The 22,764-nt window shown below is 56.5% G+C and carries 23 protein-coding genes; 15 read left to right on the forward strand and 8 right to left on the reverse strand.

The genetic code is table 11. The features are described from left to right. The first annotated feature begins 30 nt into the window (after positions 1-30). From mtlD to trmL, 7 genes are all read left to right on the forward strand, one after another. Positions 31-1,179: a mannitol-1-phosphate 5-dehydrogenase gene (mtlD, locus tag AAIG26_RS16975; RefSeq protein WP_020455726.1), complete on the forward strand. Its 1,149-nt coding sequence runs from the start codon at positions 31-33 to the stop codon at positions 1,177-1,179. Next, on the forward strand, positions 1,179-1,766 hold the full coding sequence (mtlR, locus tag AAIG26_RS16980) for a mannitol operon repressor MtlR (protein WP_044489524.1): 588 nt from the start codon (positions 1,179-1,181) through the stop codon (positions 1,764-1,766). Before mtlD ends, mtlR begins: the two co-directional genes overlap by 1 nt. A gap of 55 nt (positions 1,767-1,821) precedes the next feature. After that, positions 1,822-2,184, forward strand: a complete 363-nt coding sequence (locus tag AAIG26_RS16985) for a YibL family ribosome-associated protein (protein WP_313626945.1) — start codon at positions 1,822-1,824, stop codon at positions 2,182-2,184. Positions 2,185-2,447: 263 nt separating this feature from the next. Continuing rightward, complete coding sequence (gene lldP, locus AAIG26_RS16990) at positions 2,448-4,103, forward strand: L-lactate permease (protein WP_020455729.1); 1,656 nt, start codon at positions 2,448-2,450, stop codon at positions 4,101-4,103. Beyond that, positions 4,100-4,876, forward strand: coding sequence for a transcriptional regulator LldR (lldR, locus tag AAIG26_RS16995; RefSeq protein WP_045507534.1), 777 nt, complete (start codon positions 4,100-4,102; stop codon positions 4,874-4,876). The genes lldP and lldR overlap by 4 nt, the downstream gene beginning before the upstream one ends. Then, entirely contained in the window at positions 4,873-6,060 is a 1,188-nt protein-coding gene (gene lldD / locus AAIG26_RS17000; protein WP_343181051.1) for an FMN-dependent L-lactate dehydrogenase LldD, read from the forward strand. The genes lldR and lldD overlap by 4 nt, the downstream gene beginning before the upstream one ends. Before the next feature lie 36 nt (positions 6,061-6,096). Beyond that, positions 6,097-6,570, forward strand: a complete 474-nt coding sequence (gene trmL / locus AAIG26_RS17005; RefSeq protein WP_020455732.1) for a tRNA (uridine(34)/cytosine(34)/5-carboxymethylaminomethyluridine(34)-2'-O)-methyltransferase TrmL — start codon at positions 6,097-6,099, stop codon at positions 6,568-6,570. Positions 6,571-6,800: 230 nt separating this feature from the next. On the opposite strand, the gene cysE is transcribed toward trmL, so the two are convergent. The 5 genes from cysE to AAIG26_RS17030 form a co-directional block, all read right to left on the reverse strand. After that, entirely contained in the window at positions 6,801-7,622 is an 822-nt protein-coding gene (gene cysE / locus AAIG26_RS17010) for a serine O-acetyltransferase (protein WP_017458195.1), read from the reverse strand. 84 nt (positions 7,623-7,706) lie between these two features. Beyond that, entirely contained in the window at positions 7,707-8,717 is a 1,011-nt protein-coding gene (gpsA, locus tag AAIG26_RS17015; RefSeq protein WP_017458194.1) for an NAD(P)H-dependent glycerol-3-phosphate dehydrogenase, read from the reverse strand. Beyond that, the gene (gene secB / locus AAIG26_RS17020) at positions 8,717-9,184 is read right to left on the reverse strand and encodes a protein-export chaperone SecB (RefSeq protein ID WP_017458193.1); all 468 of its coding nucleotides are present in this window, start codon (positions 9,182-9,184) and stop codon (positions 8,717-8,719) included. Before secB ends, gpsA begins: the two co-directional genes overlap by 1 nt. Positions 9,185-9,223: 39 nt before the next feature. Continuing rightward, positions 9,224-9,475, reverse strand: coding sequence for a glutaredoxin 3 (gene grxC / locus AAIG26_RS17025; RefSeq protein ID WP_017458192.1), 252 nt, complete (start codon positions 9,473-9,475; stop codon positions 9,224-9,226). Positions 9,476-9,506: 31 nt separating this feature from the next. Next, positions 9,507-9,938, reverse strand: a complete 432-nt coding sequence (locus tag AAIG26_RS17030) for a rhodanese-like domain-containing protein (RefSeq protein WP_017458191.1) — start codon at positions 9,936-9,938, stop codon at positions 9,507-9,509. Positions 9,939-10,183: 245 nt separating this feature from the next. On the opposite strand from AAIG26_RS17030, the gene gpmM reads away from it, so the two are divergent. Genes gpmM through AAIG26_RS17045 form a run of 3 tightly spaced genes read left to right on the forward strand, consistent with a single transcriptional unit; the run spans position 10,184 to position 13,951 of the window. Beyond that, positions 10,184-11,731 carry a 2,3-bisphosphoglycerate-independent phosphoglycerate mutase gene (gene gpmM, locus AAIG26_RS17035; protein ID WP_020455734.1) on the forward strand — a complete coding sequence of 516 codons (1,548 nt, stop codon included), beginning with the start codon at positions 10,184-10,186 and terminating at the stop codon, positions 11,729-11,731. A gap of 9 nt (positions 11,732-11,740) precedes the next feature. Further along, positions 11,741-13,006, forward strand: a complete 1,266-nt coding sequence (gene envC, locus AAIG26_RS17040; RefSeq protein ID WP_343181052.1) for a murein hydrolase activator EnvC — start codon at positions 11,741-11,743, stop codon at positions 13,004-13,006. A gap of 3 nt (positions 13,007-13,009) precedes the next feature. Beyond that, positions 13,010-13,951 (forward strand): divergent polysaccharide deacetylase family protein, encoded by a 942-nt coding sequence (locus AAIG26_RS17045; RefSeq protein ID WP_343181053.1) that lies wholly within the window; start codon positions 13,010-13,012, stop codon positions 13,949-13,951. A gap of 35 nt (positions 13,952-13,986) precedes the next feature. On the opposite strand, the gene tdh is transcribed toward AAIG26_RS17045, so the two are convergent. Continuing rightward, positions 13,987-15,012: an L-threonine 3-dehydrogenase gene (gene tdh / locus AAIG26_RS17050; protein WP_020455738.1), complete on the reverse strand. Its 1,026-nt coding sequence runs from the start codon at positions 15,010-15,012 to the stop codon at positions 13,987-13,989. Between the two features lie 9 nt (positions 15,013-15,021). Beyond that, positions 15,022-16,218 (reverse strand): glycine C-acetyltransferase, encoded by a 1,197-nt coding sequence (kbl, locus tag AAIG26_RS17055; RefSeq protein WP_343181055.1) that lies wholly within the window; start codon positions 16,216-16,218, stop codon positions 15,022-15,024. A gap of 216 nt (positions 16,219-16,434) precedes the next feature. Between kbl and rfaD the strand changes: the two genes are divergently transcribed. The 5 genes from rfaD to AAIG26_RS17080 are packed head-to-tail and all read left to right on the forward strand — an operon-like array spanning position 16,435 to position 21,605. After that, complete coding sequence (gene rfaD, locus AAIG26_RS17060; RefSeq protein ID WP_017458185.1) at positions 16,435-17,367, forward strand: ADP-glyceromanno-heptose 6-epimerase; 933 nt, start codon at positions 16,435-16,437, stop codon at positions 17,365-17,367. A 2-nt stretch (positions 17,368-17,369) separates the two neighbouring features. Continuing rightward, positions 17,370-18,416, forward strand: coding sequence for an ADP-heptose--LPS heptosyltransferase RfaF (gene rfaF, locus AAIG26_RS17065; protein ID WP_343181056.1), 1,047 nt, complete (start codon positions 17,370-17,372; stop codon positions 18,414-18,416). 3 nt (positions 18,417-18,419) lie between these two features. Then, the gene (rfaC, locus tag AAIG26_RS17070; protein WP_343181057.1) at positions 18,420-19,403 is read left to right on the forward strand and encodes a lipopolysaccharide heptosyltransferase RfaC; all 984 of its coding nucleotides are present in this window, start codon (positions 18,420-18,422) and stop codon (positions 19,401-19,403) included. After that, positions 19,396-20,499, forward strand: coding sequence for a putative lipopolysaccharide heptosyltransferase III (gene rfaQ, locus AAIG26_RS17075; protein WP_343181058.1), 1,104 nt, complete (start codon positions 19,396-19,398; stop codon positions 20,497-20,499). Before rfaC ends, rfaQ begins: the two co-directional genes overlap by 8 nt. Then, on the forward strand, positions 20,496-21,605 hold the full coding sequence (locus AAIG26_RS17080) for a glycosyltransferase family 4 protein (RefSeq protein ID WP_343181060.1): 1,110 nt from the start codon (positions 20,496-20,498) through the stop codon (positions 21,603-21,605). Before rfaQ ends, AAIG26_RS17080 begins: the two co-directional genes overlap by 4 nt. Here the strand turns inward: AAIG26_RS17080 and AAIG26_RS17085 are convergent. After that, a complete protein-coding gene (locus AAIG26_RS17085; RefSeq protein WP_160268384.1) occupies positions 21,584-22,687 on the reverse strand; it encodes a glycosyltransferase family 4 protein in 1,104 nt (367 codons plus the stop codon). The genes AAIG26_RS17080 and AAIG26_RS17085 overlap by 22 nt on opposite strands. Positions 22,688-22,764: the final 77 nt, after the last annotated feature.

Raw genomic sequence — 22,764 nt, forward strand, 5'->3', positions numbered from 1 at the left:
CGGGTAAAAACATTGATAAAGGTTAAGACTATGAAAGCATTACATTTTGGCGCAGGTAATATCGGACGTGGCTTTATCGGCAAGTTGCTCGCCGACGCGGGGATTGAACTGACGTTCGCCGATGTGAATCAGGTGGTGCTCGACGCCCTTAATGCCCGTCATAGCTATCAGGTGCATGTGGTTGGTGAAAAAGAGCAGGTCGATACCGTCTCCGGCGTTAACGCCGTGAGCAGCATTGGCGACGAAGTTGTCGACCTGATTGCACACGTTGATCTGGTGACCACGGCGGTCGGCCCGGTGGTGCTGGAACGCATCGCCCCGGCTATCGCCAAAGGTCTGGCAAAACGTAAAGCGCAGGGCATTAACACACCGCTGAACATTATCGCTTGTGAAAATATGGTGCGCGGCACCACGCAGTTGAAAGGGCATGTCATCAACGCACTGGCGGACGCCGACAAAGCCTGGGTTGAAGAACACGTTGGCTTCGTAGATTCCGCCGTTGACCGTATTGTTCCGCCGTCGGCATCCGCGACTAACGATCCGCTGGAAGTAACGGTTGAAACCTTCAGCGAGTGGATTGTCGACAAAACCCAGTTCAAAGGTGCGCTGCCGAACATTCCGGGTATGGAATTAACTGATAACCTGATGGCATTTGTTGAACGTAAGCTCTTCACGCTGAATACCGGGCATGCTATAACCGCGTACCTTGGAAAACAGACCGGCCATCAAACCATTCGCGACGCAATTCTGGATGCCAATATCCGTGCGGTTGTGAAAGGCGCAATGGAAGAGAGCGGCGCGGTGCTGATCAAACGTTATGGCTTCGATGCCGACAAGCATGCTGCGTACATTCAGAAAATCCTGGGCCGTTTTGAAAACCCCTATCTGAAAGACGATGTTGAGCGCGTTGGTCGTCAACCGCTGCGTAAACTGAGTGCGGGCGATCGCCTGATCAAACCCCTGCTCGGCACGCTGGAGTACAACCTGCCGCACGCCAACCTGGTGAAAGGCATTGCCGCTGCCATGCATTACCGCAGTGAGCAGGATCCGCAGGCGCAGGAGCTGGCTCAGCTTATCGAAGAGAAAGGCCCGCAAGCCGCGCTGGCGCAGGTTTCCGGCCTGGATGCTAACAGTCCGGTCGTTAACGAAGCCGTCAGCGCCTATAACGCCATGGCATGATGCCGACGATGGCGCGGGAGATCCCGCGCCAGTTAACGAAATTGTCAGATATGCAGGCAATAATGGAAAAAACGCAGGCTTTCGAAAACCGTGTTCTCGAGCGTCTGAATGCTGGCAAAACCGTGCGAAGCTTTTTGATCGCCGCCGTTGAGCTACTCAACGAAGCTATCAATATTCTGGTGTTGCAGGTATTTCGCAAAGATGACTACGCGGTGAAATACGCTGTAGAGCCGCTGCTTGACGGAGATGGACCGCTGGGCAATTTGTCCGTGCGTTTAAAGCTGATTTACGGTCTGGGTGTCATTTCCCGCCCGGAATACGAAGACGCAGAGCTGTTGATGGCGCTGCGTGAAGAGCTCAACCACGATGGCACAGAGTACGCATTTACCGATGATGAGATCCTCGGGCCATTTGGTGAGCTGCACTGTGTTGCCGCCCTGCCGCCAACGCCGGTGTTTGATACCAGTGACGCCAGGCTTTTAGCCATGCAAAAACAGCGCTACCAGCAAGTCGTGCGTTCAACCATGGTGCTCTCTCTGACCGAGCTTATTTCCCGTATCAGCTTAAAAAAAGCATTCCAGAAATAACCTGCGCCATAAATACTGTATCCTTATCGTTTTACTCCCCAACGAATTGAGCCCCATGAAAGAAGTCGAAAAAAACGAAATCAAGCGTCTGAGCGACCGCCTCGATGCAATTCGCCACCAGCAGGCGGATCTCTCCTTAGTTGACGCAGCAGAAAAATACGCGGAACTGGAAAAAGAGAAAACCACGCTGGAAAGCGAAATCGCCCGTCTGCGTGAGCAGTACACGCAAAAGCTGAGCAAAGAAGCGCAGAAACTGATGAAAATGCCGTTTCGCCGCGCCATCAGCAAAAAAGAGCAGGCCGACCTCGGCAAGCTGAAGAAAAGCATCCGTGGTCTGGTGGTCGTACACCCGATGACTGCGCTGGGCCGCGAAATGGGTCTTGATGCAATGACCGGCTTCGCCAACAGCGAGTTCTGATCCTTTCTTTAACAGCCCTGGCCACACGCTAGCGCCAGGGCTGTTTAATTGGCCCTACCAATCCCTGCTGTTCCTCTCCCTGGTTCACAAATCCATCAAATCCCGTCACAGATATATTGCTTGCCAGCAACATCTGGATAACCATTCGTTATCACAACCCCTACACAACCCAACTGGCAGGACCACTTTTACAGAACATGTGACGCAGAGCTAAGCGCAGACTTGCCGCTCGCCGGTTTTGTTGTGGTTCTCAGGAGACCTGCATGAATCTCTGGCAACAGAATTACGACCCGGCTGGCAACCTTTGGCTTTCCAGCTTAATTGCATCGCTACCGATCCTGTTTTTCTTTTTTGCGCTGATAAAGCTCAAACTGAAAGGCTATGTGGCCGCCAGTTGGACTGTCGTTATCGCCCTTGGCGTGGCGCTGATGTTTTACCATATGCCGCTTGATCACGCGCTGGCCTCGGTGGTTTATGGCTTCTTTTACGGACTATGGCCGATTGCGTGGATCATTATCGCCGCCGTTTTTGTCTACAAAATCTCGGTCAAAACCGGGCAGTTCGACATTATCCGGTCTTCGATTTTGTCGATTACCCCCGACCAGCGCCTGCAAATGCTGATTGTCGGCTTTTCTTTCGGCGCGTTTCTGGAAGGGGCAGCGGGCTTTGGCGCGCCGGTCGCCATTACCGCCGCGTTGCTGGTGGGCTTAGGTTTTAACCCGCTGTATGCCGCGGGCTTGTGTCTGATCGTCAACACCGCGCCGGTCGCCTTTGGCGCAATGGGTATTCCAATCCTGGTTGCCGGACAGGTTACCGGGCTGGACAGTTTTGAAATCGGCCAGATGGTTGGCCGCCAGTTACCGTTCCTGACCATTATCGTGCTGTTCTGGATCATGGCGATTATGGACGGCTGGCGCGGCATTAAAGAGACCTGGCCGGCGGTGATTGTCGCGGGTGGCTCGTTTGCTATCGCCCAGTATCTGAGCTCCAACTTTATCGGCCCGGAACTGCCGGACATCATCTCATCGCTGGTTTCGCTGGTCTGCCTGACGTTGTTCCTCAAACGCTGGCGTCCGGTGCGCATCTTCCGCTTCGGCGATATGGGCGCATCGCAGGTGGATCTCGATTTAAAACGCACCCAATACAGCGGCGGGCAGATCCTGCGCGCCTGGTCACCGTTCCTGTTTTTGACCGCTACCGTGACGCTGTGGAGCGTGCCGCCGTTTAAGGCGCTGTTCGCCCCTGGTGGTGCACTGTATGACTGGGTATTGACCCTTTCTGTACCGCACCTCGACAAGCTGGTCGCGCGTATGCCGCCGGTGGTGAGCGCCGCCACGCCTTACGCTGCGGTATATAAATTTGACTGGTTCTCCGCCACTGGCACCGCCATTCTGTTTGCCGCTATTTTGTCGATTATCTGGCTACGCATGAAGCCGAAAGATGCCGTCACGACCTTTACCAGCACGCTGCGCGATCTGGCGCTGCCGATTTACTCGATTGGTATGGTGCTGGCCTTCGCCTTTATCTCTAACTACTCCGGGCTGTCATCGACGCTGGCACTGGCACTGGCGCACACCGGCAGTGCCTTCCCCTTCTTCTCGCCATTCCTCGGCTGGCTGGGCGTCTTCCTGACCGGTTCAGATACCTCTTCCAACGCGCTCTTCGCGGCGCTGCAAGCCACGGCGGCGCAGCAAATTGGTGTGTCGGATGTGCTGATGGTGGCGGCGAATACCACGGGTGGCGTTACCGGCAAGATGATTTCGCCGCAGTCGATCGCCATTGCCTGTGCGGCGGTGGGGCTGGTGGGCAAAGAGTCCGACCTGTTCCGTTTTACTGTTAAACACAGCCTGATTTTCACCTGCATGGTGGGGGTGATTACTACACTTCAGGCCTATGTTCTGACCTGGATGATCCCATGAAAGTGTTACCCAGACGCCTGACAGACGAGGTTGCCGATCGTGTGCGGGCGCTGATTGCTGAACAACAACTGGAAGCGGGCATGAAATTGCCCGCAGAGCGCCAGCTCGCCGTACAGCTTGGCGTGTCGCGCAACTCGTTGCGTGAAGCGTTATCAAAACTGGTCAGCGAAGGCCTGCTGCTCAGCCGTCGCGGCGGCGGTACGTTTGTGCGCTGGCAGCATGACGACTGGTCGGAGCAAAACATCGTCCAGCCGCTGAAAACGCTGCTGCATGATGACCCGGATTACAGTTTCGATATTCTTGAAGCGCGCCACGCCATTGAAGCCAGTACCGCCTGGCACGCGGCGATGCGCGCCACCGAGGCCGATAAAGAGAAAATTGTGCTGTGCTTTGAAGCCACACAATCCGACGACCCGGATCTCGCCTCCCAGGCCGATGTGCGTTTCCATCTCGCCATCGCCGAGGCCTCACATAACGTGGTGTTATTGCAAACCATGCGCGGGTTCTTCGACCTGCTGCAATCCTCGGTAAAACAGAGCCGCCAGCGTATGTATCTCGTTCCGCCAGTGTTTTCACAACTGACCGAACAGCACCAGGCGGTGATGAACGCCATTCTTGCCGGAGACGCCGATGGCGCGCGCCAGGCGATGATGGCGCATCTCGGCTTCGTGCATACCACTATTCGCAAATTCGATGAAGATCAGGCCCGCCAGGCACGCATCACCCGCCTGCCCGACGAGCAGCACATTCACTCCAGGGAGAAAAAAGCATGATTATTTCCGCAGCCAGCGACTATCGCGCGGCGGCTAAACGCATTTTGCCGCCGTTCTTGTTTCACTATATCGATGGCGGCGCGTATGCCGAATACACCCTGCGCCGCAACGTTGAAGACCTGTCCCAGGTGGCGCTGCGCCAGCGGGTGCTGAAAGACATGTCTGAACTGAGCCTCGAAACCACGTTGTTTAATGAAAAGTTATCGATGCCGGTGGCGCTGGCCCCGGTTGGCTTATGCGGCATGTACGCCCGGCGTGGTGAAGTGCAGGCAGCGGGCGCGGCGGATGCGAAAGGCATTCCTTTTACGCTCTCGACAGTTTCCGTCTGCCCGATTGAAGAGGTCGCGCCGACGATTAAGCGCCCGATGTGGTTCCAGTTATATGTGCTGCGCGATCGCGGCTTTATGCGTAATGCGCTGGAGCGGGCGAAAGCCGCCGGTTGCTCAACACTGGTGTTCACCGTGGATATGCCTACCCCAGGCGCGCGCTACCGCGATGCCCATTCCGGTATGAGCGGCCCGAATGCGGCGCTGCGCCGTTATCTGCAATCGGTGCTGCATCCGCAGTGGGCGTGGGATGTCGGCATTAATGGCCGCCCGCACGATCTGGGGAATATCTCCGCCTATCTCGGCAAGCCGACCGGGCTGGAGGATTACATTGGCTGGCTGGCGAAGAATTTTGATCCGTCGATTTCGTGGAAAGACCTGGAGTGGATCCGTGAATTCTGGGATGGCCCGATGGTGATCAAAGGGATCCTCGACCCGGAAGATGCCCGCGACGCGGTACGTTTTGGCGCAGACGGCATTGTGGTTTCTAACCACGGCGGCCGCCAGCTCGACGGTGTGCTCTCTTCCGCCCGCGCGCTTCCGGCGATTGCCGATGCGGTGAAAGGCGATATCACCATCCTGGCCGACAGCGGCATCCGTAACGGGCTGGATGTGGTGCGCATGCTGGCGCTTGGCGCAGATTCCGTCCTGCTGGGCCGCGCGTATCTGTATGCGCTGGCAACGCATGGTCGCCAGGGCGTGGCGAATCTGCTGGATCTGATTGAGAAAGAGATGCGCGTAGCGATGACGCTGACCAGCGCGAAATCGATTCGCGACATCAGCAAAGATTCGCTGGTACAGGGGCTGAACCAGTTACCTGCCGGGCTGGCACCGTTGTCGCATGGCGACGCCGCTTAGAGAGTGCTATCCTGCCCCCGCTATTAAGGGGGCAGTATGTTAAACATCGTTTTATTCGAACCTGAAATCCCGCCAAATACCGGGAATATCATCCGTTTGTGCGCCAATACCGGTTTTCGTCTGCATATCATTGAACCGATGGGCTTCACCTGGGACGACAAGCGCCTGCGCCGCGCAGGGCTGGACTACCATGAGTTCGCCGCGGTAAAACGCCATCACGATTACGCCGCGTTTGTCGACGCCGAACAGCCGCAACGCTTATTTGCCCTCACAACTAAAGGGACGCCAGCACACAGTGCGGTGAGCTACCAGGATGGTGATTATTTGATGTTTGGCCCGGAAACGCGCGGCCTGCCAGCGACTATCCTTGACGCACTGCCGCCAGAGCAAAAAATCCGCATTCCGATGATGCCGGACAGCCGCAGCATGAACCTGTCGAATGCCGTATCGGTGGTGGTGTATGAAGCCTGGCGCCAGCTCGGTTACCCGGGCGCGGTGCTGCGTAGCTGAAGGGAAATTAACGGGCGACGTCAACACGTTATCCGACCTGCGGATAGCGATGCCTGTCATGACGGACGCATTTATTTTTCTGCGCTACTGGCGAAACGCGCAGCGAAGAAAACCGGCGCGAACACAGAATCCTGGGGATTATTTGCTTCGCGCCTCCTGCGGATGTTCAACGCGCTGTCGCGTTTCGCGCACGGCTCTGGTTCAGACTGGCGAGTAAAATAGCCAGGCAATTAAATCCCGTCGCCGTACTCGAACCCGTGGTTGATCCCGTTGAAATGCTGATCCATATCCATTGACGGTTTGTCGCTTTCCGGCTTGCCGACAATCCGCGCCGGCACGCCTGCTGCCGTGGTATGCGGCGGCACCGGTTGCAATACCACCGAACCCGCGCCAATTTTCGCCCCACGGCCCACTTCGATGTTGCCGAGAATTTTGGCACCCGCGCCAATCATCACCCCTTCGCGGATTTTCGGATGGCGATCGCCGCTGGTTTTGCCGGTCCCGCCAAGCGTGACCGATTGCAGGATCGACACGTCATCTTCAATGACTGCCGTTTCGCCCACCACGATGCCTGTTGCGTGGTCGAGCATAATCCCACGGCCAATTCGCGCCGCCGGGTGAATATCGACCTGGAAACTGACCGACACCTGGTTTTGCAGGAAAATCGCCAGCGCCTCGCGTCCCTGCGTCCACAGCCAGTGCCCAATACGGTATGCCTGTAACGCGTGGAAACCTTTCAGATAGAGTAGCGGCGTGGAATATTTATCCACCGCCGGGTCGCGCGTGCGCACGGCCTGGATATCACAGGCGGCGGAGGCGATCATTTCCGGGTCGGCAGCATAGGCTTCTTCGACGACTTCACGAATGGCAATCGCGGGCATAATCGGCGAGGCAAGTTTATTCGCCAGCATATAGCTCAGTGCGCTGCCGAGGTTTTCATGCTTGAGTAATGTCGCGTGGTAAAAACTGGCCAGCATTGGCTCACATTCCGCCAGTGCCCGGGCTTCGGCTTTAATATTTTTCCAGACCAGATCCAGTTCTTCACACGGCATTGCTTACTCCAGACGTGATAAGACGACAGGCTGGTCTGCGCCAGCCTTATCGTGAGTTCAAAAAGAGTCCCTGCGACTAAGGGGTTAGTGCTCTTCCTTGCGGGCACGACCTAATAGGGTCAATGCTGCCTCGCGCGCATTTTTTCCGCAATACAATACCTGATAAATTTCCTCGGTTATTGGCATTTCGACGCCAAACCGGTGCGCCAGCGCGCGCACTTCTTTGGTATTGCGGTAACCTTCGACCACCTGGCCAATCTTGTCCTGGGCGCTTTGTACGTCCATGCCCTGGCCAAGCATCATGCCGAAGCGGCGGTTGCGCGACTGGTTGTCGGTACAAGTCAGCACTAAATCGCCTAAACCCGCCATGCCCATAAAGGTGGCTGGATCGGCACCCAGCGCGGCACCGAGACGTGACATTTCGGTCAAACCACGGGTGATCAGCGCTGTACGCGCATTGGCGCCAAAGCCAATGCCGTCGGACATGCCCGCGCCAATCGCAATGACGTTTTTCACCGCGCCGCCCAGTTGCACGCCGATGAAATCCGGGTTGCTGTAGACGCGGAAACTTTTGCCGCAGTGAAGGAGCTGCTGTAAATCCTCAGCGAACTGGGGATCCGCAGAAGCGAGGGAAATCGCCGTTGGCAGACCCGCCGCCAGCTCTTTGGCAAATGTCGGGCCGGAAATCACCGCCAGCGGAATATCCGGGCCTAACACTTCGCGCGCCACCTCTTCGAGCAGACGCCCGGTTTCGGCTTCCAGCCCTTTTGTCGCCCAGACGATACGCGCGTCATCGCGCATAAGCGGCTTGATTTGCGCCAGCACATCGCCAAAGACGTGGCTTGGCACCACCACCAGGATATTACGGCTGGCGGACAGCGCGCGGGCCAGATCGCTCTCTAATTGCAGCGTGTCGGGGAAAGGCACATCGGGGAGGAACGCGGCGTTGCAACGGTCGTGTTGCAGGGTCGCGATATGTTTTGGGTCATGGCCCCACAGCACAACCGGGTGGCCATTTCTTGCCAGCGTGATGGCAAGAGCGGTGCCGTAAGAGCCGGCACCGATCACAGTCATTGCAGCATTAAGTGCGTTCATCAGGCATCCTGATGTTGTTCGGCACCTTCGCCAGTCTGCTGTTGCAGGTAGTTCATGAACAGCGCATCAAAATTCACTGGCGCAAGGTTCAGTTGCGGGAAAGTACCGCGGGAAACCAGGCTGGTGATGCACTCGCGGGCATACGGGAACAGAATGTTCGGGCAGTATGCACCCAGGCAGTGCGCCATCTGCGTTCCTTCGATACCGTCGATAGAGAAGATACCGCCCTGCTGTACTTCGCACAGGAAGCCAGTTTCTTCGCCCAGAGAAGCGGTCACGGTAACGCGCAGAACCACTTCATAAACACCTTCCGCCAGTTGGGTGGAGGCGGTGTCGAGATCCAGTTTCACTTCCGGCTGCCACTCTTTCTGGAAGATGTGTGGCGCATTCGGCGCTTCGAAAGAGATATCTTTCGTGTAGATACGCTGAATCTGGAAAGTCATTTCGGTGTTGTTTTGTTCAGACATGAGTGAATAACCCTTAAGTGTTGTAGTGCTCTAAAAGCATTAACGCAACAGCGGATCCAGCCCGCCACGCGCGTCCAGCGCATATAAATCGTCACAGCCGCCAATGTGCTGCGCATCAATGAAAATCTGCGGAACCGTCGTACGGCCACTACGTTGAATCATCTCTTCGCGTTTTACCATATCACCGTCGATCGGCAGCTCAGCAAAAGCAACACCTTTGCTTTTCAGCAGCGCTTTTGCGCGGTGGCAAAACGGGCAAGTCGCTTTCGTGTAGATCTCAATATTGGCCATATCTCTTCTCCGATGTTTACCCGTAGGTAAATTATTTACCGCGAACTAACGGCAGGTTTTCGCCCATCCAGCCAGAGATACCGTCTTTCAGCACAAAGACCTTCTCGAAACCGGCTTTCACCAGCTCGTTCGCCGGGGTCTGGGCCTGCATGCCGGTACCATCAACAACGATAATCGGCGCACTTTTGTGTTTTTCAAGCTCACCTACATTATTGGCTTTGATCTCGTTTGGCAGCAAATTCACCGCGCCTGCGATGTGACCTTTACGGAAATCATCACGCTGGCGTAAGTCCACTACCACGGCATCTTCTTTATTAATGAGGCGCGTAGCTTCGCCGCGAGAAATCACTTTCACTTTAGACGCAATGCCCTTGAAAGTGGTAAACAGCACAGCACCGAACAACGCAATCCAGGCGATACACAGGATTGGGTTGCGGCCAATAAATTGCATAATTTCTTGCATCTGGGGTTACAACTCCGGACTTAGTGATTAAAAACCAGCAAGGAGTATACCTGCGCAGTGGGGCAAATACAGCCAGCCAGCGCGACGGAATGCATTTTCTGCGGAGTGTTACAAAAAAAATAAATACTCGCTGCGCAAACAAGGGGCTGGTCAGCCGCTTTCTTTGATCTTCTGCGGCTATTTTATCGATTCAGCTGTAGTAAAATTACGCAAATTTTTTGTCTTCTGAGCATGAGGTTGTCGCAATGTCGGTTTCTAAAAAACCTATGGTACTGGTGATTCTGGATGGCTACGGCTACCGTGAAGACCAGCAGGATAACGCTATTTTCAACGCTAAAACCCCGGTGATGGACAAACTGTGGGCAACCCGCCCGCATACGCTGATTGACGCGTCAGGCCTCGAAGTCGGCCTGCCGGATCGCCAGATGGGCAACTCCGAAGTCGGCCACGTTAACCTGGGTGCAGGACGTATTGTTTACCAGGATCTGACTCGCCTGGATAAAGAGATCAAAGAGCGTACGTTCTTTAGCAACCCGGTACTGGCCGGTGCGGTAGACAAAGCGGTTGCCGCTGGCAAAGCCGTGCACATTATGGGTCTGCTCTCCGCAGGCGGCGTGCACAGCCATGAAGATCATATTATGGCGATGGTGGAACTGGCCGCAGAACGCGGTGCGGAAAAAATCTATCTGCACGCTTTCCTCGATGGGCGTGACACGCCGCCGCGCAGCGCTGAATCCTCGCTGAAAAAATTCGAAGACAAGTTCGCCGCGCTGGGTAAAGGCCGTGTTGCGAGCATTATTGGTCGTTACTATGCGATGGATCGTGACAACCGCTGGGATCGCGTGGAACAAGCTTACAACCTGATGACCGAGGCCAAAGGCGAGTTCACCTTTGATAGCGCCGTTGCGGGTCTGCAAGCGGCTTACGCTCGCGACGAAAATGACGAGTTTGTAAAAGCGACGGTTATTCGCGCCGCAGGCCAGCCCGATGCGGCAATGGAAGATGGCGATGCGCTGATTTTCATGAACTTCCGCGCCGACCGCGCACGTGAAATTACCCGCGCGTTCGTTAACGCAGACTTCGACGGTTTCGCACGTAAGAAAGTGGTTAAGCTGGGCGATTTCGTCATGCTGACCGAATATGCCGCCGACATCAAAACTGCCGTCGCCTATCCACCAGCTTCTCTGGCGAATACGCTCGGTGAGTGGATGGCGAAGCACAACAAAACTCAGTTGCGTATTTCCGAAACGGAAAAATATGCCCACGTCACCTTCTTCTTTAACGGCGGCGTAGAAGAGCCGTTCCCGGGCGAAGACCGCATTCTGATCAACTCGCCGAAAGTGGCGACTTACGATCTGCAACCGGAAATGAGCTCCGCAGAGCTGACCGAGAAACTGGTGGGTGCGATCACCAGCGGGAAGTACGACACCATTATTTGTAACTACCCGAACGGCGATATGGTCGGTCATACCGGCGTGTTTGAAGCTGCTGTCGCCGCTGTTGAAGCGCTGGATCACTGCGTTGCAGAGGTGAGCAAAGCGGTGGAATCCGTAGGTGGTCAGATGTTGATCACCGCCGACCACGGTAACGCTGAGCAGATGCGTGACCCGTCAACCGGTCAGGCACACACTGCGCATACCAACCTGCCGGTGCCGCTGATCTATGTTGGCGACAAAGCGCTGAAAGCCGTTTCCGGCGGTAAACTTTCCGACATCGCGCCGACTATGCTGACGCTGATGGGCATGGAAATCCCGCAAGAGATGACTGGTAAGCCGCTGTTCATCGTGGAATAATCGCTCCCCATGAGGGGAAAGGCGATTTTTTCAATTACATGGGTCGGGCTCCGACCCTTTCTTTGCGCCAGCGCACTCAGCGCTGGCGCATTGCTGTGCGCCGTTTCCGCCCACGCGGATGACCGCGATCAGCTCAAATCTATTCAGGCCGATATCGCTGAAAAAGAGCGCGCGGTACGCCAGCAACAACAGCAACGCGCGGGCCTTCTTGCCCAGTTAAAGGCACAGGAAGAAGCCATCTCTGCCGCCACTCGCCAACTGCGGGAAACGCAAAACACCCTCGCCCAGCTCAATAAGCAGATCGACGAGATGAACGCCTCGATTGCCAAACTGGAACGTCAGCGCACCACGCAGGAACACAACCTGGCGGCGCAGCTTGATGCGGCGTTTCGGCAGGGGCCACACACCGGGATCCAGCTGATTCTGAGTGGTGAAGAGAGCCAGCGCGGCCAGCGTTTGCAGGCCTACTTTGGTTATCTCAACCAGGCGCGACAGGAAACCATCGCTCAGTTGAAACAGACACGCGAAGAGGTCGCCACGCAAAAATCCGAGCTGGAAGAGAAGCAGAGCCAGCAACAAACGCTGCTGTATGAGCAAAAAGCGCAGCAGGCCAAACTTGAACAAGCACGCAGTGAGCGGCAGAAAACCCTTTCTGGTCTGGAATCCTCCATTCAGGAAGGCCAGCAACAGCTCGGTGAAATGCGCGCCAACGAATCTCGCTTGCGCGATCGCCTCGCCCGCGCGGAAGCGGCAGCTAAAGCCCGTGCCGAACGTGAAGCCCGCGAAGCGCAAGCCGTGCGTGACCGCCAAAATGAAGCCAGCCGCAAAGGCACCACGTATAAACCTACCGAGAGCGAACGCTCACTGATGTCCCGCACCGGCGGTTTAGGTTCGCCGTCTGGCCAGGCCGTCTGGCCGGTTCGCGGCCCGTTGCTGCATCGTTATGGCGAACAACTGCAGGGTGAGCTACGTTGGAAAGGGATTGTTATCGGCGCGTCTGAAGGCAGTGAAGTGAAAGCTATCGCCGACGGGCGTGTGATCCTCGCCGACTGGCTGCAAGGCTATGGCCTGGTGGTGGTGGTGGAACACGGCAAGGGCGACATGAGCCTTTACGGTTACAACCAGAGCGCGCTGGTGAGCGTAGGCACCCAGGTTCGCGCCGGTCAGCCGATAGCCCTCGTAGGGAGCAGTGGCGGTCAGGGCCGGCCTTCACTCTATTTCGAAATTCGCCGTCAGGGTCAGGCGGTCAATCCACAGCCGTGGTTGGGAAGATAAGGTTTGCTTCAATTTCGTCGTATTGTTTTGACGCTCGCCAGTGCGCTGGCGTTTTCCGCTCCGGTATTCGCCGGGAAACTGGCCATCGTGATCGACGATTTCGGCTACCGCCCACAAACTGAAAACCAGGTGCTGGCCATGCCGCAGGCGGTCTCCGTCGCGGTGCTGCCCAATGCAACGCATGCTCACGAAATGGCGACCAAAGCGCACAACAGTGGCCATGAAGTGTTGATCCATCTTCCAATGGCACCGCTGAGTAAACAGCCGCTGGAAAAAGACACGCTGCGCCCGGAGATGAGTAGCGCAGAGATTGAGCGCATCATCAGCGACGCCGTCAACAAAGTGCCGTATGCCGTCGGGCTGAATAACCATATGGGTAGCGCCATGACGTCCAGTCTGTTTGGCATGCAGAAAGTGATGCAGGCGCTGGAGCGCTATAACCTCTATTTCCTTGATAGCATGACTATCGGCAATAGCCAGGCGCTGCGCGCCGCTTCCGGTACCGGGGTAAAAGTCATTAAGCGCAAGGTGTTCCTCGACGATACGCAAAACGAAGGCGATATCCGCCGTCAGTTTGACCGCGCCGTACAGTTAGCGCGTCGCAATGGTTCCGCCATTGCTATTGGTCACCCGCATCCCGCCACTGTTCGTGTTCTGCAACAGTCTCTCTACAATTTGCCGGCGGATATTACGCTGGTGCGCCCGAGCGATCTGCTCAATGAACCGCAGACAGATACCTCAACGCCCAACGCCACACCACCAGGCGGTACCGTTCAGCCACCGCGTAATCCGTTTCGCGGCGCAAAACTGTGTAAAGCGAAGCACAAACCTGAACCGGTTTACGCTAGCCGCTTCTTTAGCGTAATCAGTGAAAGTGTTGGCGAGAGTACGCTGGTGCGTTATATGCAGAATCAGTGGCAAGGGTGGAAAACAACCCACCCTTAAGCATTAAAAAGGCGCCACAGGCGCCTTTTTCGTTATTAATCCCAGCTCAGAATCACTTTGCCGGACTGCCCCGAGCGCATCGCGTCGAAGCCCTGCTGGAACTCGTTGATGCTGAAACGATGGGTAATAATCGGCGAAAGATCCAGACCAGACTGGATTAACGCCGCCATCTTATACCAGGTTTCGAACATCTCACGGCCGTAAATGCCTTTGATAAACAGCCCCTTGAAGATGACTTTAGTCCAGTCGATAGACATATCGGACGGCGGAATACCCAGCATCGCAATACGGCCACCGTGGTTCATGGTGTCGAGCATCGTGCGAAACGCTGGCGGCGCGCCGGACATCTCCAGACCCACGTCGAACCCTTCGGTCATACCCAGTTCTGCCATCACATCCGCCAGATTCTCTTTGGCGACATTAACCGCGCGGGTAACACCCATTTTGCGCGCCAGATCGAGGCGGTACTCATTCACATCGGTGATAACCACATGGCGTGCACCAACGTGTTTTGCCACCGCCGCGGCCATAATACCAATCGGGCCTGCGCCGGAGACCAGCACATCTTCTCCTACCAAATCAAAGGAGAGCGCCGTGTGCACCGCGTTACCAAACGGATCGAAAATCGACGCCAAATCGTCAGAAATATTGTCGGGGATTTTGAAAGCGTTGAACGCCGGGATCACCAGGTATTCGGCAAAACAGCCCGGACGGTTGACGCCCACACCCGTGGTGTTACGGCACAGATGCGTACGCCCGGCGCGGCAGTTACGGCAATGACCACAGGTAATATGGCCTTCACCGGAAACGCGATCGCCAATTTTAAAACCTTTCACTTCCTGGCCGATGCCCACCACTTCGCCGACATATTCATGGCCGACGACCATCGGTACAGGAATGGTTTTTTGCGACCAGTCGTCCCAGTTATAGATGTGCACGTCAGTGCCACAAATCGCGGTTTTGCGAATTTTAATCAGCAGATCGTTATGACCAACATCCGGCTCCGGTACGTCGGTCATCCAGATGCCTTCTTCTGCTTTCAGTTTGGATAACGCTTTCATTTCACGCCCTCAGGCAATCACACCCAGTTGTTTACCAATGCGGGTAAAGGCAGCAACCGCACGCTCAATTTGTTCAGGCGTATGCGCCGCAGACATCTGTGTGCGGATACGCGCCTGACCTTTTGGCACCACCGGGAAGAAGAAACCGGTGACGTAAATCCCCTCTTTTTGCAGCTCACGCGCGAAGTTTTGCGCCACCACTGCATCGCCCAGCATCACCGGGATAATGGCGTGGTCTGCCCCTGCCAGCGTAAAGCCTGCGGCGGTCATTCTTTCGCGGAACAGACGGGCATTTGCCCACAGGCGATCGCGCAGCTCAGCACCGGACTCAAGCATTTCCAGCACTTTAATGGACGCGGCAACAATGGCGGGTGCCAGTGAGTTGGAGAAAAGATACGGGCGGGAACGCTGACGCAGCCACTCCACCACCTCTTTACGCGCCGCGGTGTAACCGCCGGACGCGCCGCCAAGCGCTTTGCCGAGCGTGCCGGTGATGATGTCCACGCGCCCCATCACGTCGCAATATTCATGCGTACCACGACCATTCGCGCCAACAAAACCGACCGCGTGAGAGTCATCGACCATCACCAGCGCGTCATATTTATCCGCCAGATCGCACACGCCTTGCAGGTTAGCGATCACGCCGTCCATGGAAAACACGCCATCGGTCGCAATCATTACATGACGCGCGCCCGCTTCACGCGCCTCTTTCAGGCGGGCTTCCAGCTCCTGCATATCGTTATTAGCGTAGCGATAGCGCTTCGCTTTACACAAACGCACACCGTCGATAATAGAAGCATGGTTCAGCGCGTCGGAAATAATGGCGTCTTCCGCGCCAAGCAGCGTTTCAAACAGGCCGCCGTTCGCATCAAAGCAGGAGGAGTAGAGAATGGAATCTTCCATACCGAGGAAATCGGCCAGCTTCTTCTCCAGCGCTTTGTGGCTATCTTGCGTGCCACAGATAAAGCGCACGGAGGCCATACCGAAGCCGTGGCTGTCCATACCGGCTTTCGCGGCAGCAATCAAATCAGGGTGATTGGCAAGGCCAAGATAGTTATTGGCGCAGAAGTTAATAACATGGTCGCCATTGGCCACGGTGATATCAGCCTGCTGGGCCGACGTAATAATGCGTTCTTCTTTAAACAACCCTTCCGCACGCGCGGTTTCCAGGTCGTTCGTTAACTGTTTATAAAAATCCCCACGCATCGCAATTCTCCAGACTGGGCAAATTTCGGCACATATTACCGAAAGGTATACGGTGATACGAGATGACACAGCATCCATTCTTCATTTTGTAGCATAAATCACGCATAGGCATATCGTTCACTGGGTGAATGGCTGAAGGGTCGTCAATGTGATGATATGATAAGAGACATTAGTGTCTGAGATCGTCTCAACGCTCCACTTTTCAAAGGTACAGTTATGATCATCGTGACCGGCGGCGCGGGTTTTATCGGCAGCAACATCGTTAAGGCCCTGAATGATAAAGGCATCACCGATATTCTGGTGGTGGACAACCTGAAAGACGGCACCAAATTCGTCAATCTGGTCGACCTGCACATTGCCGACTACATGGATAAAGAAGACTTTCTGATCCAGATTATGTCTGGTGAAGAGTTCGGTGATATTGAAGCCGTATTCCACGAAGGTGCGTGTTCATCCACCACCGAGTGGGATGGCAAATACATGATGGATAACAACTATCAGTACTCCAAAGAGCTGCTGCACTACTGCCTGGAGCGCGAAATCCCGTTCCTGTACGCATCTTCTGCCGCGACTTACGGTGGCCGGACTTCGGACTTTATCGAATCCCGTGAATACGAAAAGCCGCTTAACGTTTACGGCTACTCAAAAATGCTGTTCGACGAGTATGTGCGCGGCATCCTGCCGGAAGCGAACTCCCCGATCGTCGGCTTCCGCTACTTCAACGTGTATGGCCCGCGCGAAGGGCATAAAGGCAGCATGGCGAGCGTGGCCTTCCATCTCAATACCCAGTTGAACAACGGCGAAAGCCCGAAACTGTTCGAAGGCAGCGAAAACTTCAAACGCGATTTCGTCTACGTGGGCGATGTCGCGGCGGTCAACCTGTGGTTCTGGGAAAACGGTGTTTCCGGTATCTACAATCTGGGTACCGGTCGCGCGGAATCTTTCCAGGCTGTGGCTGATGCGACGCTGGCTTTCCACAAAAAAGGCAGCATCGAATACATTCCGTTCCCGGACAAACTGAAAGGCCGCTACCAGGCGTTTACCCAGGCGGATCTGACCAACCTGCGCGCGGCGGGTTATGACAAACCGTTTAAAACCGTCGCCGAAGGCGTAACCGAGTATATGGCCTGGCTGAACCGCGACGCGTAAGTATGAAAATTTTGGTCATTGGCCCGTCCTGGGTCGGCGACATGATGATGTCGCAGAGTCTTTACCGCACGCTCAAAGCGCGCTTTCCCCAGGCGATAATCGATGTGATGGCACCCGCGTGGTGCCGTCCACTTTTATCACGCATGCCGGAAGTCAACGAAGCGATCCCAATGCCGCTCGGCCACGGTGCGCTGGAAATTGGCGTACGCCGTAAGCTGGGCCACAACCTGCGCGAGCGCCGCTATGACCGCGCCTACGTGCTGCCCAATTCGTTTAAATCCGCGCTGGTACCGTTCTTTGCCAACGTGCCGCACCGTACCGGCTGGCGCGGTGAAATGCGTTACGGTCTGCTCAATGACGCTCGCATACTGGATAAACAAGCCTGGCCGTTAATGGTGGAGCGCTATGTGGCGCTGGCCTATGACAAAGGTGTGATGCGCTCGGCGCAGGATCTGCCGCAGCCGCTGCTGTGGCCGCAGTTGCAGGTTAACGACAGCGAGAAATTACAAGTTTGCGCGACGTTTGATATTTCTGCCGAACGCCCGGTTATTGGTTTTTGCCCCGGCGCAGAATTCGGCCCGGCCAAACGCTGGCCGCACTACCATTACGCAGAACTGGCCAAGCAACTGATTGATGAAGGCTACCAGGTGTTGCTGTTTGGTTCGGCGAAAGATCACGAAGCGGGCAACGAGATTCTGGCCTCGCTGAGCACCGAGCAGCAAGCCTGGTGCCGCAATCTGGCCGGTGAAACGCAGCTGGAACAAGCCGTTGTGCTGATTGCTGCCTGTAAAGCGATCGTTACCAATGATTCCGGTTTGATGCATGTCGCCGCCGCGCTTAATCGTCCGCTGGTGGCGCTTTACGGCCCAAGCAGCCCGGATTTCACTCCGCCGTTGTCGCACAAAGCCCGCGTGATCCGCCTGATTTCCGGCTACCACAAAGTGCGCAAAGGCGACGCCGCTGAAGGTTATCACCAGAGTCTGATCGACATTACCCCGCAGCGCGTACTGGAAGAGTTGAACGCGCTGTTGCTGGACGCGGAAGGATAACCGATGCGGGTATTGATCGTTAAAACCTCGTCGATGGGTGATGTACTGCATACGCTGCCCGCGCTCACCGACGCCGCGCAGGCGATTCCCGGCATCCGTTTTGACTGGGTGGTGGAAGAGGGTTTCGCCCAGATCCCCGCCTGGCACGCCGCCGTTGAGCGCGTTATTCCGGTGGCGATCCGCCGCTGGCGCAAAGCCTGGTTTTCCGCCCCCATTGCCGCCGAGCGTAAAGCCTTTCGCCAGGCGGTACAGGCTGAGCGGTACGACGCGATTATTGATGCGCAAGGGCTGGTGAAAAGCGCCGCGCTGGTCACCCGACTGGCGCATGGTGTGAAGCACGGCATGGACTGGCGCACCGCGCGCGAGCCCTTAGCGAGCCTGTTTTACAATCGCCGTCATCACATTGCTAAACAGCAACATGCGGTTGAGCGCACCCGCGAATTATTCGCCAAAAGCCTCGGTTATACCAAACCGCAAACGCAGGGTGATTACGCCATCGCCCGCCATTTTGCCGTCGCCGACGCGGCGCATTCGCCCTATGCCGTGTTCTTACACGCCACCACCCGCGATGATAAACACTGGCCGGAAGCGCACTGGCGCGAGCTACTTAATTTGCTGGCTGACAGCGGCTTACGCATAAAATTACCGTGGGGCGCGCCGCATGAAGAAGCCCGCGCGAAACGGCTGGCGCAAGGGCTGGATTTTGTCGACGTCTTGCCGCGGATGAGCCTTGAGAATGTGGCGCGAGAACTGGCCGGCGCGCGGTTTGTCGTCTCGGTTGATACCGGTTTAAGCCATCTGACCGCCGCGCTGGACAGGCCGAACGTCACACTTTATGGCCCAACGGATCCTGGCCTTATCGGTGGCTACGGAAAAAACCAAACCATTTGCCGCCCGGAAAACTCTTCGCAGTTGAGCAGCCTTTCTGCCGCTGCGGTTTATCGCCAAATACAGCCTTTGCTGACAGCTGAGCGTGTCCATGTCTGATTTTTTCTCGCCCGAACGCCCGCCGAAACGGGTGCTGATTATCAAGTTGCGTCACCACGGTGATGTCTTGCTGACCTCGCCGATGTTTACCGTATTGAAGAAAAACTGGCCCGGCGTCGAAGTGGATGCGTTGGTGTACGACGATACTCAGGCGATGTTAACCAACCATCCGTATATCGATCAGGTGCATACCATCGGGCGCAAATGGCGCAAACAGGGTTGGCTGAAGCAGTTAAGCCTCTATCGCGGTCTGCGCAACCGGCTCAAAGCGCGCAATTACGATGTACTGATAAATCTCACTGAACACTGGCACGGTGCGCGTCTGGCGCGCAAGCTGAAGCCCCGCGTCTCTGTCGGCTTCAAACCGGATAAGCGCGGCGGTCTCGCCCGCTGGCGCTGGGTGAAATCCTTCACCACGCTCTACCCGGCAATTCAGGATAACAGCCGCCATATGGTGGAAGTGAACCTGGACGCCCTGCGCCGCATTGGCATCCACCCGGCCAGCGCCGAGGACAAACGCACGTTGTTTACGCCAGGCGAGGAAGCGGAAAACACCATTTTGCAAAAACTGGCGGGCTTTGGTCTCGCCAGCAAATCCTACATTCTGGTGCACCCGACATCGCGCTGGATGTTCAAAGCCTGGCAAATCGACAAGCTGGCGGCGACCATCGACACGCTGGCAGCCCGTGGCTTACCAATCATTCTCTCGGCCGCGCCGTCGAAAGAAGAGAGCGATTATATGGATAAGCTGCGCGCCGCACTGACGCAGCCGGTGTTTGATTTAAGCGGGCAACTAAATCTGAAAGAGCTAGGCGCGTTGATGAAACATGCGCGGCTCTACTTCGGCGTGGATTCCATGCCAATGCATCTGGCCAGCGCCGTGGGTACGCCCACCATCGCCATTTTCGGCCCGACGGGCGCGATAAAATGGGCGCCCTGGGGTGTCACTTACCGGGTCATTACCGCCGGTTTCACCTGCCAGCCTTGCGGCAAAGCGGGCTGCGGCGACAGCCAGGTTTCTGATTGCATTACCGCCATTACGCCTGCGCAGGTGCTCGGCGCGATTGATACCTTACTGCTGGAAAACCCCGCATGAAGCTGGCTATCGTCAGACAAACCTATAACCCGAACGGCGGCGCAGAACGTTTCGTTTCCCGCGCCCTGAATGTGCTGGCGCAGGATACCTCGCTGGATGTCACCCTGATCGCCCGCGAATGGGAAAACGCCGCTGGCTGGCACACCCTGACGGTCAATCCACCGTTTCGTAACCGCAAAATGCGCGAAGCGGGTTTTGCTGACGCCGCAGCGGCGCACTTTGCCGATTTCGATATTGTGCAAAGCCATGAGCGCATTCCCGGTGCGACCATTTTCCGCGCCGGAGACGGCGTACATGCCACCTGGCTTGAGCAGTACAGCCGCATTCTGTCACCGCTAAAACGCTGGTCGCAGAATTTCAGCCCCTATCACCACTACATTTTGCAGGCGGAGCGCCAGATGTTCGCGCATCCTGCGCTGCGCAAGGTTATCTGTAATTCGCGGATGGTGCGCGATGATATCGCCCGTCGTTTTCAATTGCGCGACGATCAATTGACGGTGATTTATAACGGTGTCGATACTGCCCATTTCCACCCCAGCGTGCGTGAGTTGTCCCTGCGAACGGCACTGGCAATTCCTACCGACGCGCCGGTACTGGCGTATGTCGGTTCCGGTTTTACCCGTAAAGGTGTCGCGACGGCGCTGCGTGCGATTGTCGCGCATCCATCCGTCTGGCTGTTGATAGCTGGTCGCGATAAACACGCCCGTAAGTTTGAAAAGCTGGCGCGCCAGTTGGGCGTGGCGAAGCGTGTGCGTTTTCTTGGCCCGGTGGCGGATATTCGCCAGGTCTACGGTTCAGCGGACGCGTTGATCCTGCCAACGCTCTACGATCCATTCCCGAACGTCTGCGTTGAAGCGCTGGCTTGCGGGCTGCCACTGTTTACCAGCCCTGGCTGCGGTGCTGCCGAATGGGTGGTCGAAGGGGAAAACGGCTGGGTGCGCGATGCGCTGGATAGCGAAGGTTACAGCGCGTCTGTCGGTGAGTGGCTGACTGGCCGTACGCGCGGTGTGGATTATGCGGCGGCGGCGCGCGCCACCGCTGAACCCTGGACGCTGGACCGGATGGCCCAGGAGTTGCAGGCGCTTTACCGCGACCTGCTGCGCTGAGCGGCGTCGGCGAACACCTTTTCCATCGCCGCCAGCATACATTCTCGCGTTAAATGCGCGCACAGGTAATCATAACCTTGTTGCGCCAGCGTATCGCGTAACGCGGCGTCGCCAGCCAGGCGAACAATCGCGCCGCGCAGGGCTTCAATATCGCGCTGTGCCACCAGCAAGCCGGTTTGTTCATTGATAATGGCATCCGCCGTGCCCCCTGCATCTGTGGCGATAGTCGCGATGCGGCAAGCCAGCGATTGCAGTACGCCTTGCGGTACACCTTCCATATCGTGCGACGGACTTAACGCAATATCGAACGCCGGAAACCACTGCGAAGGATTGCTTTGATGGCCCGCCATCACCACGCGATCCTGCAAACCAAGCTGAACGATTTCCTGTTCCAGCGTCGCCCGATGCGGCCCTTCACCGACAATCGCCAGTTTGATCGCCGGGTCGTTAATTTGCGCCAGCGCTTTGAGCAACACGCTATGCCCTTTGTTCGGGCGCAGATGGGACACCACACCCAGCCACAGGGCATCCTGCGCTAACCCGCACTGTTCACGCGCAGCCATTTTATCAGCCGGATGAAAACGTCGGGTATCAACACCGCTTGGCACGGAGGTGGTTTGTTCCAGCGGCACGCCGAGGTCGACCATTTGATAGCGCAGCGCTTCTCCGGTACTGACGATATGCGCGCAGGCACGGCGGAACAGCCAGCGCGTGGTCCAGTTATTGCGCGGCGTACCGGAAGCGTGGCGGGTACGCACCAGCGGCACCGGGCGGGACAGCGTGAGGTTCGCCAGCGCCACCAGCCAGGTATCGGCAGAATTATGGCTATTAATCACATCAATGCTGTCGCGGTTCGCTCGCAACCAGCGGCGCAGCGCAAGCAGGTTGGCGATATTCTTACGTTTCAGCGGCATGGTCACTACCGTTAGCCCGGCATCGCTCGCCATCTGGTGCAGCGGCGCGGTTTCCGGGCACAGGATAGTCACCTGATGGCCGCGTTCCAGCATGCCTAACGATTCATTGATAATCCGCAGCGGCTGCCCGCCTTTCCCGCCATCTGCTTCGGTGTGAACAATATGCATAGATTTCCTGTAACCTGGCTTACAGACGCCATAAATGGGGGCATTATATACATCGGTAGCGCCGAAGTGCACGGCGA

The organism is Kosakonia sp. PSU_27 (genome assembly GCF_039409795.1).
Taxonomy (GTDB): domain Bacteria; phylum Pseudomonadota; class Gammaproteobacteria; order Enterobacterales; family Enterobacteriaceae; genus Kosakonia.

Excerpts from the sequence above, each read along its gene's own strand:
- trmL (WP_020455732.1), top strand. The coding sequence starts at position 6,097 with ATGTTAAACATCGTTTTATTCGAACCTGAAATCCCGCCAAATACCGGG.
- cysE (WP_017458195.1), bottom strand. The coding sequence starts at position 7,622 with ATGCCGTGTGAAGAACTGGATCTGGTCTGGAAAAATATTAAAGCCGAA.
- rfaF (WP_343181056.1), top strand. The coding sequence starts at position 17,370 with ATGAAAATTTTGGTCATTGGCCCGTCCTGGGTCGGCGACATGATGATG.
- kbl (WP_343181055.1), bottom strand. The coding sequence starts at position 16,218 with ATGCGTGGGGATTTTTATAAACAGTTAACGAACGACCTGGAAACCGCG.
- rfaD (WP_017458185.1), top strand. The coding sequence starts at position 16,435 with ATGATCATCGTGACCGGCGGCGCGGGTTTTATCGGCAGCAACATCGTT.
- AAIG26_RS16985 (WP_313626945.1), top strand. The coding sequence starts at position 1,822 with ATGAAAGAAGTCGAAAAAAACGAAATCAAGCGTCTGAGCGACCGCCTC.
- mtlD (WP_020455726.1), top strand. The coding sequence starts at position 31 with ATGAAAGCATTACATTTTGGCGCAGGTAATATCGGACGTGGCTTTATC.
- AAIG26_RS17085 (WP_160268384.1), bottom strand. The coding sequence starts at position 22,687 with ATGCATATTGTTCACACCGAAGCAGATGGCGGGAAAGGCGGGCAGCCG.
- lldP (WP_020455729.1), top strand. The coding sequence starts at position 2,448 with ATGAATCTCTGGCAACAGAATTACGACCCGGCTGGCAACCTTTGGCTT.
- lldR (WP_045507534.1), top strand. The coding sequence starts at position 4,100 with ATGAAAGTGTTACCCAGACGCCTGACAGACGAGGTTGCCGATCGTGTG.
- grxC (WP_017458192.1), bottom strand. The coding sequence starts at position 9,475 with ATGGCCAATATTGAGATCTACACGAAAGCGACTTGCCCGTTTTGCCAC.
- AAIG26_RS17030 (WP_017458191.1), bottom strand. The coding sequence starts at position 9,938 with ATGCAAGAAATTATGCAATTTATTGGCCGCAACCCAATCCTGTGTATC.
- lldD (WP_343181051.1), top strand. The coding sequence starts at position 4,873 with ATGATTATTTCCGCAGCCAGCGACTATCGCGCGGCGGCTAAACGCATT.
- rfaQ (WP_343181058.1), top strand. The coding sequence starts at position 19,396 with ATGTCTGATTTTTTCTCGCCCGAACGCCCGCCGAAACGGGTGCTGATT.
- secB (WP_017458193.1), bottom strand. The coding sequence starts at position 9,184 with ATGTCTGAACAAAACAACACCGAAATGACTTTCCAGATTCAGCGTATC.
- AAIG26_RS17080 (WP_343181060.1), top strand. The coding sequence starts at position 20,496 with ATGAAGCTGGCTATCGTCAGACAAACCTATAACCCGAACGGCGGCGCA.
- rfaC (WP_343181057.1), top strand. The coding sequence starts at position 18,420 with ATGCGGGTATTGATCGTTAAAACCTCGTCGATGGGTGATGTACTGCAT.
- gpsA (WP_017458194.1), bottom strand. The coding sequence starts at position 8,717 with ATGAACGCACTTAATGCTGCAATGACTGTGATCGGTGCCGGCTCTTAC.
- mtlR (WP_044489524.1), top strand. The coding sequence starts at position 1,179 with ATGCCGACGATGGCGCGGGAGATCCCGCGCCAGTTAACGAAATTGTCA.
- tdh (WP_020455738.1), bottom strand. The coding sequence starts at position 15,012 with ATGAAAGCGTTATCCAAACTGAAAGCAGAAGAAGGCATCTGGATGACC.
- envC (WP_343181052.1), top strand. The coding sequence starts at position 11,741 with ATGAGGGGAAAGGCGATTTTTTCAATTACATGGGTCGGGCTCCGACCC.
- gpmM (WP_020455734.1), top strand. The coding sequence starts at position 10,184 with ATGTCGGTTTCTAAAAAACCTATGGTACTGGTGATTCTGGATGGCTAC.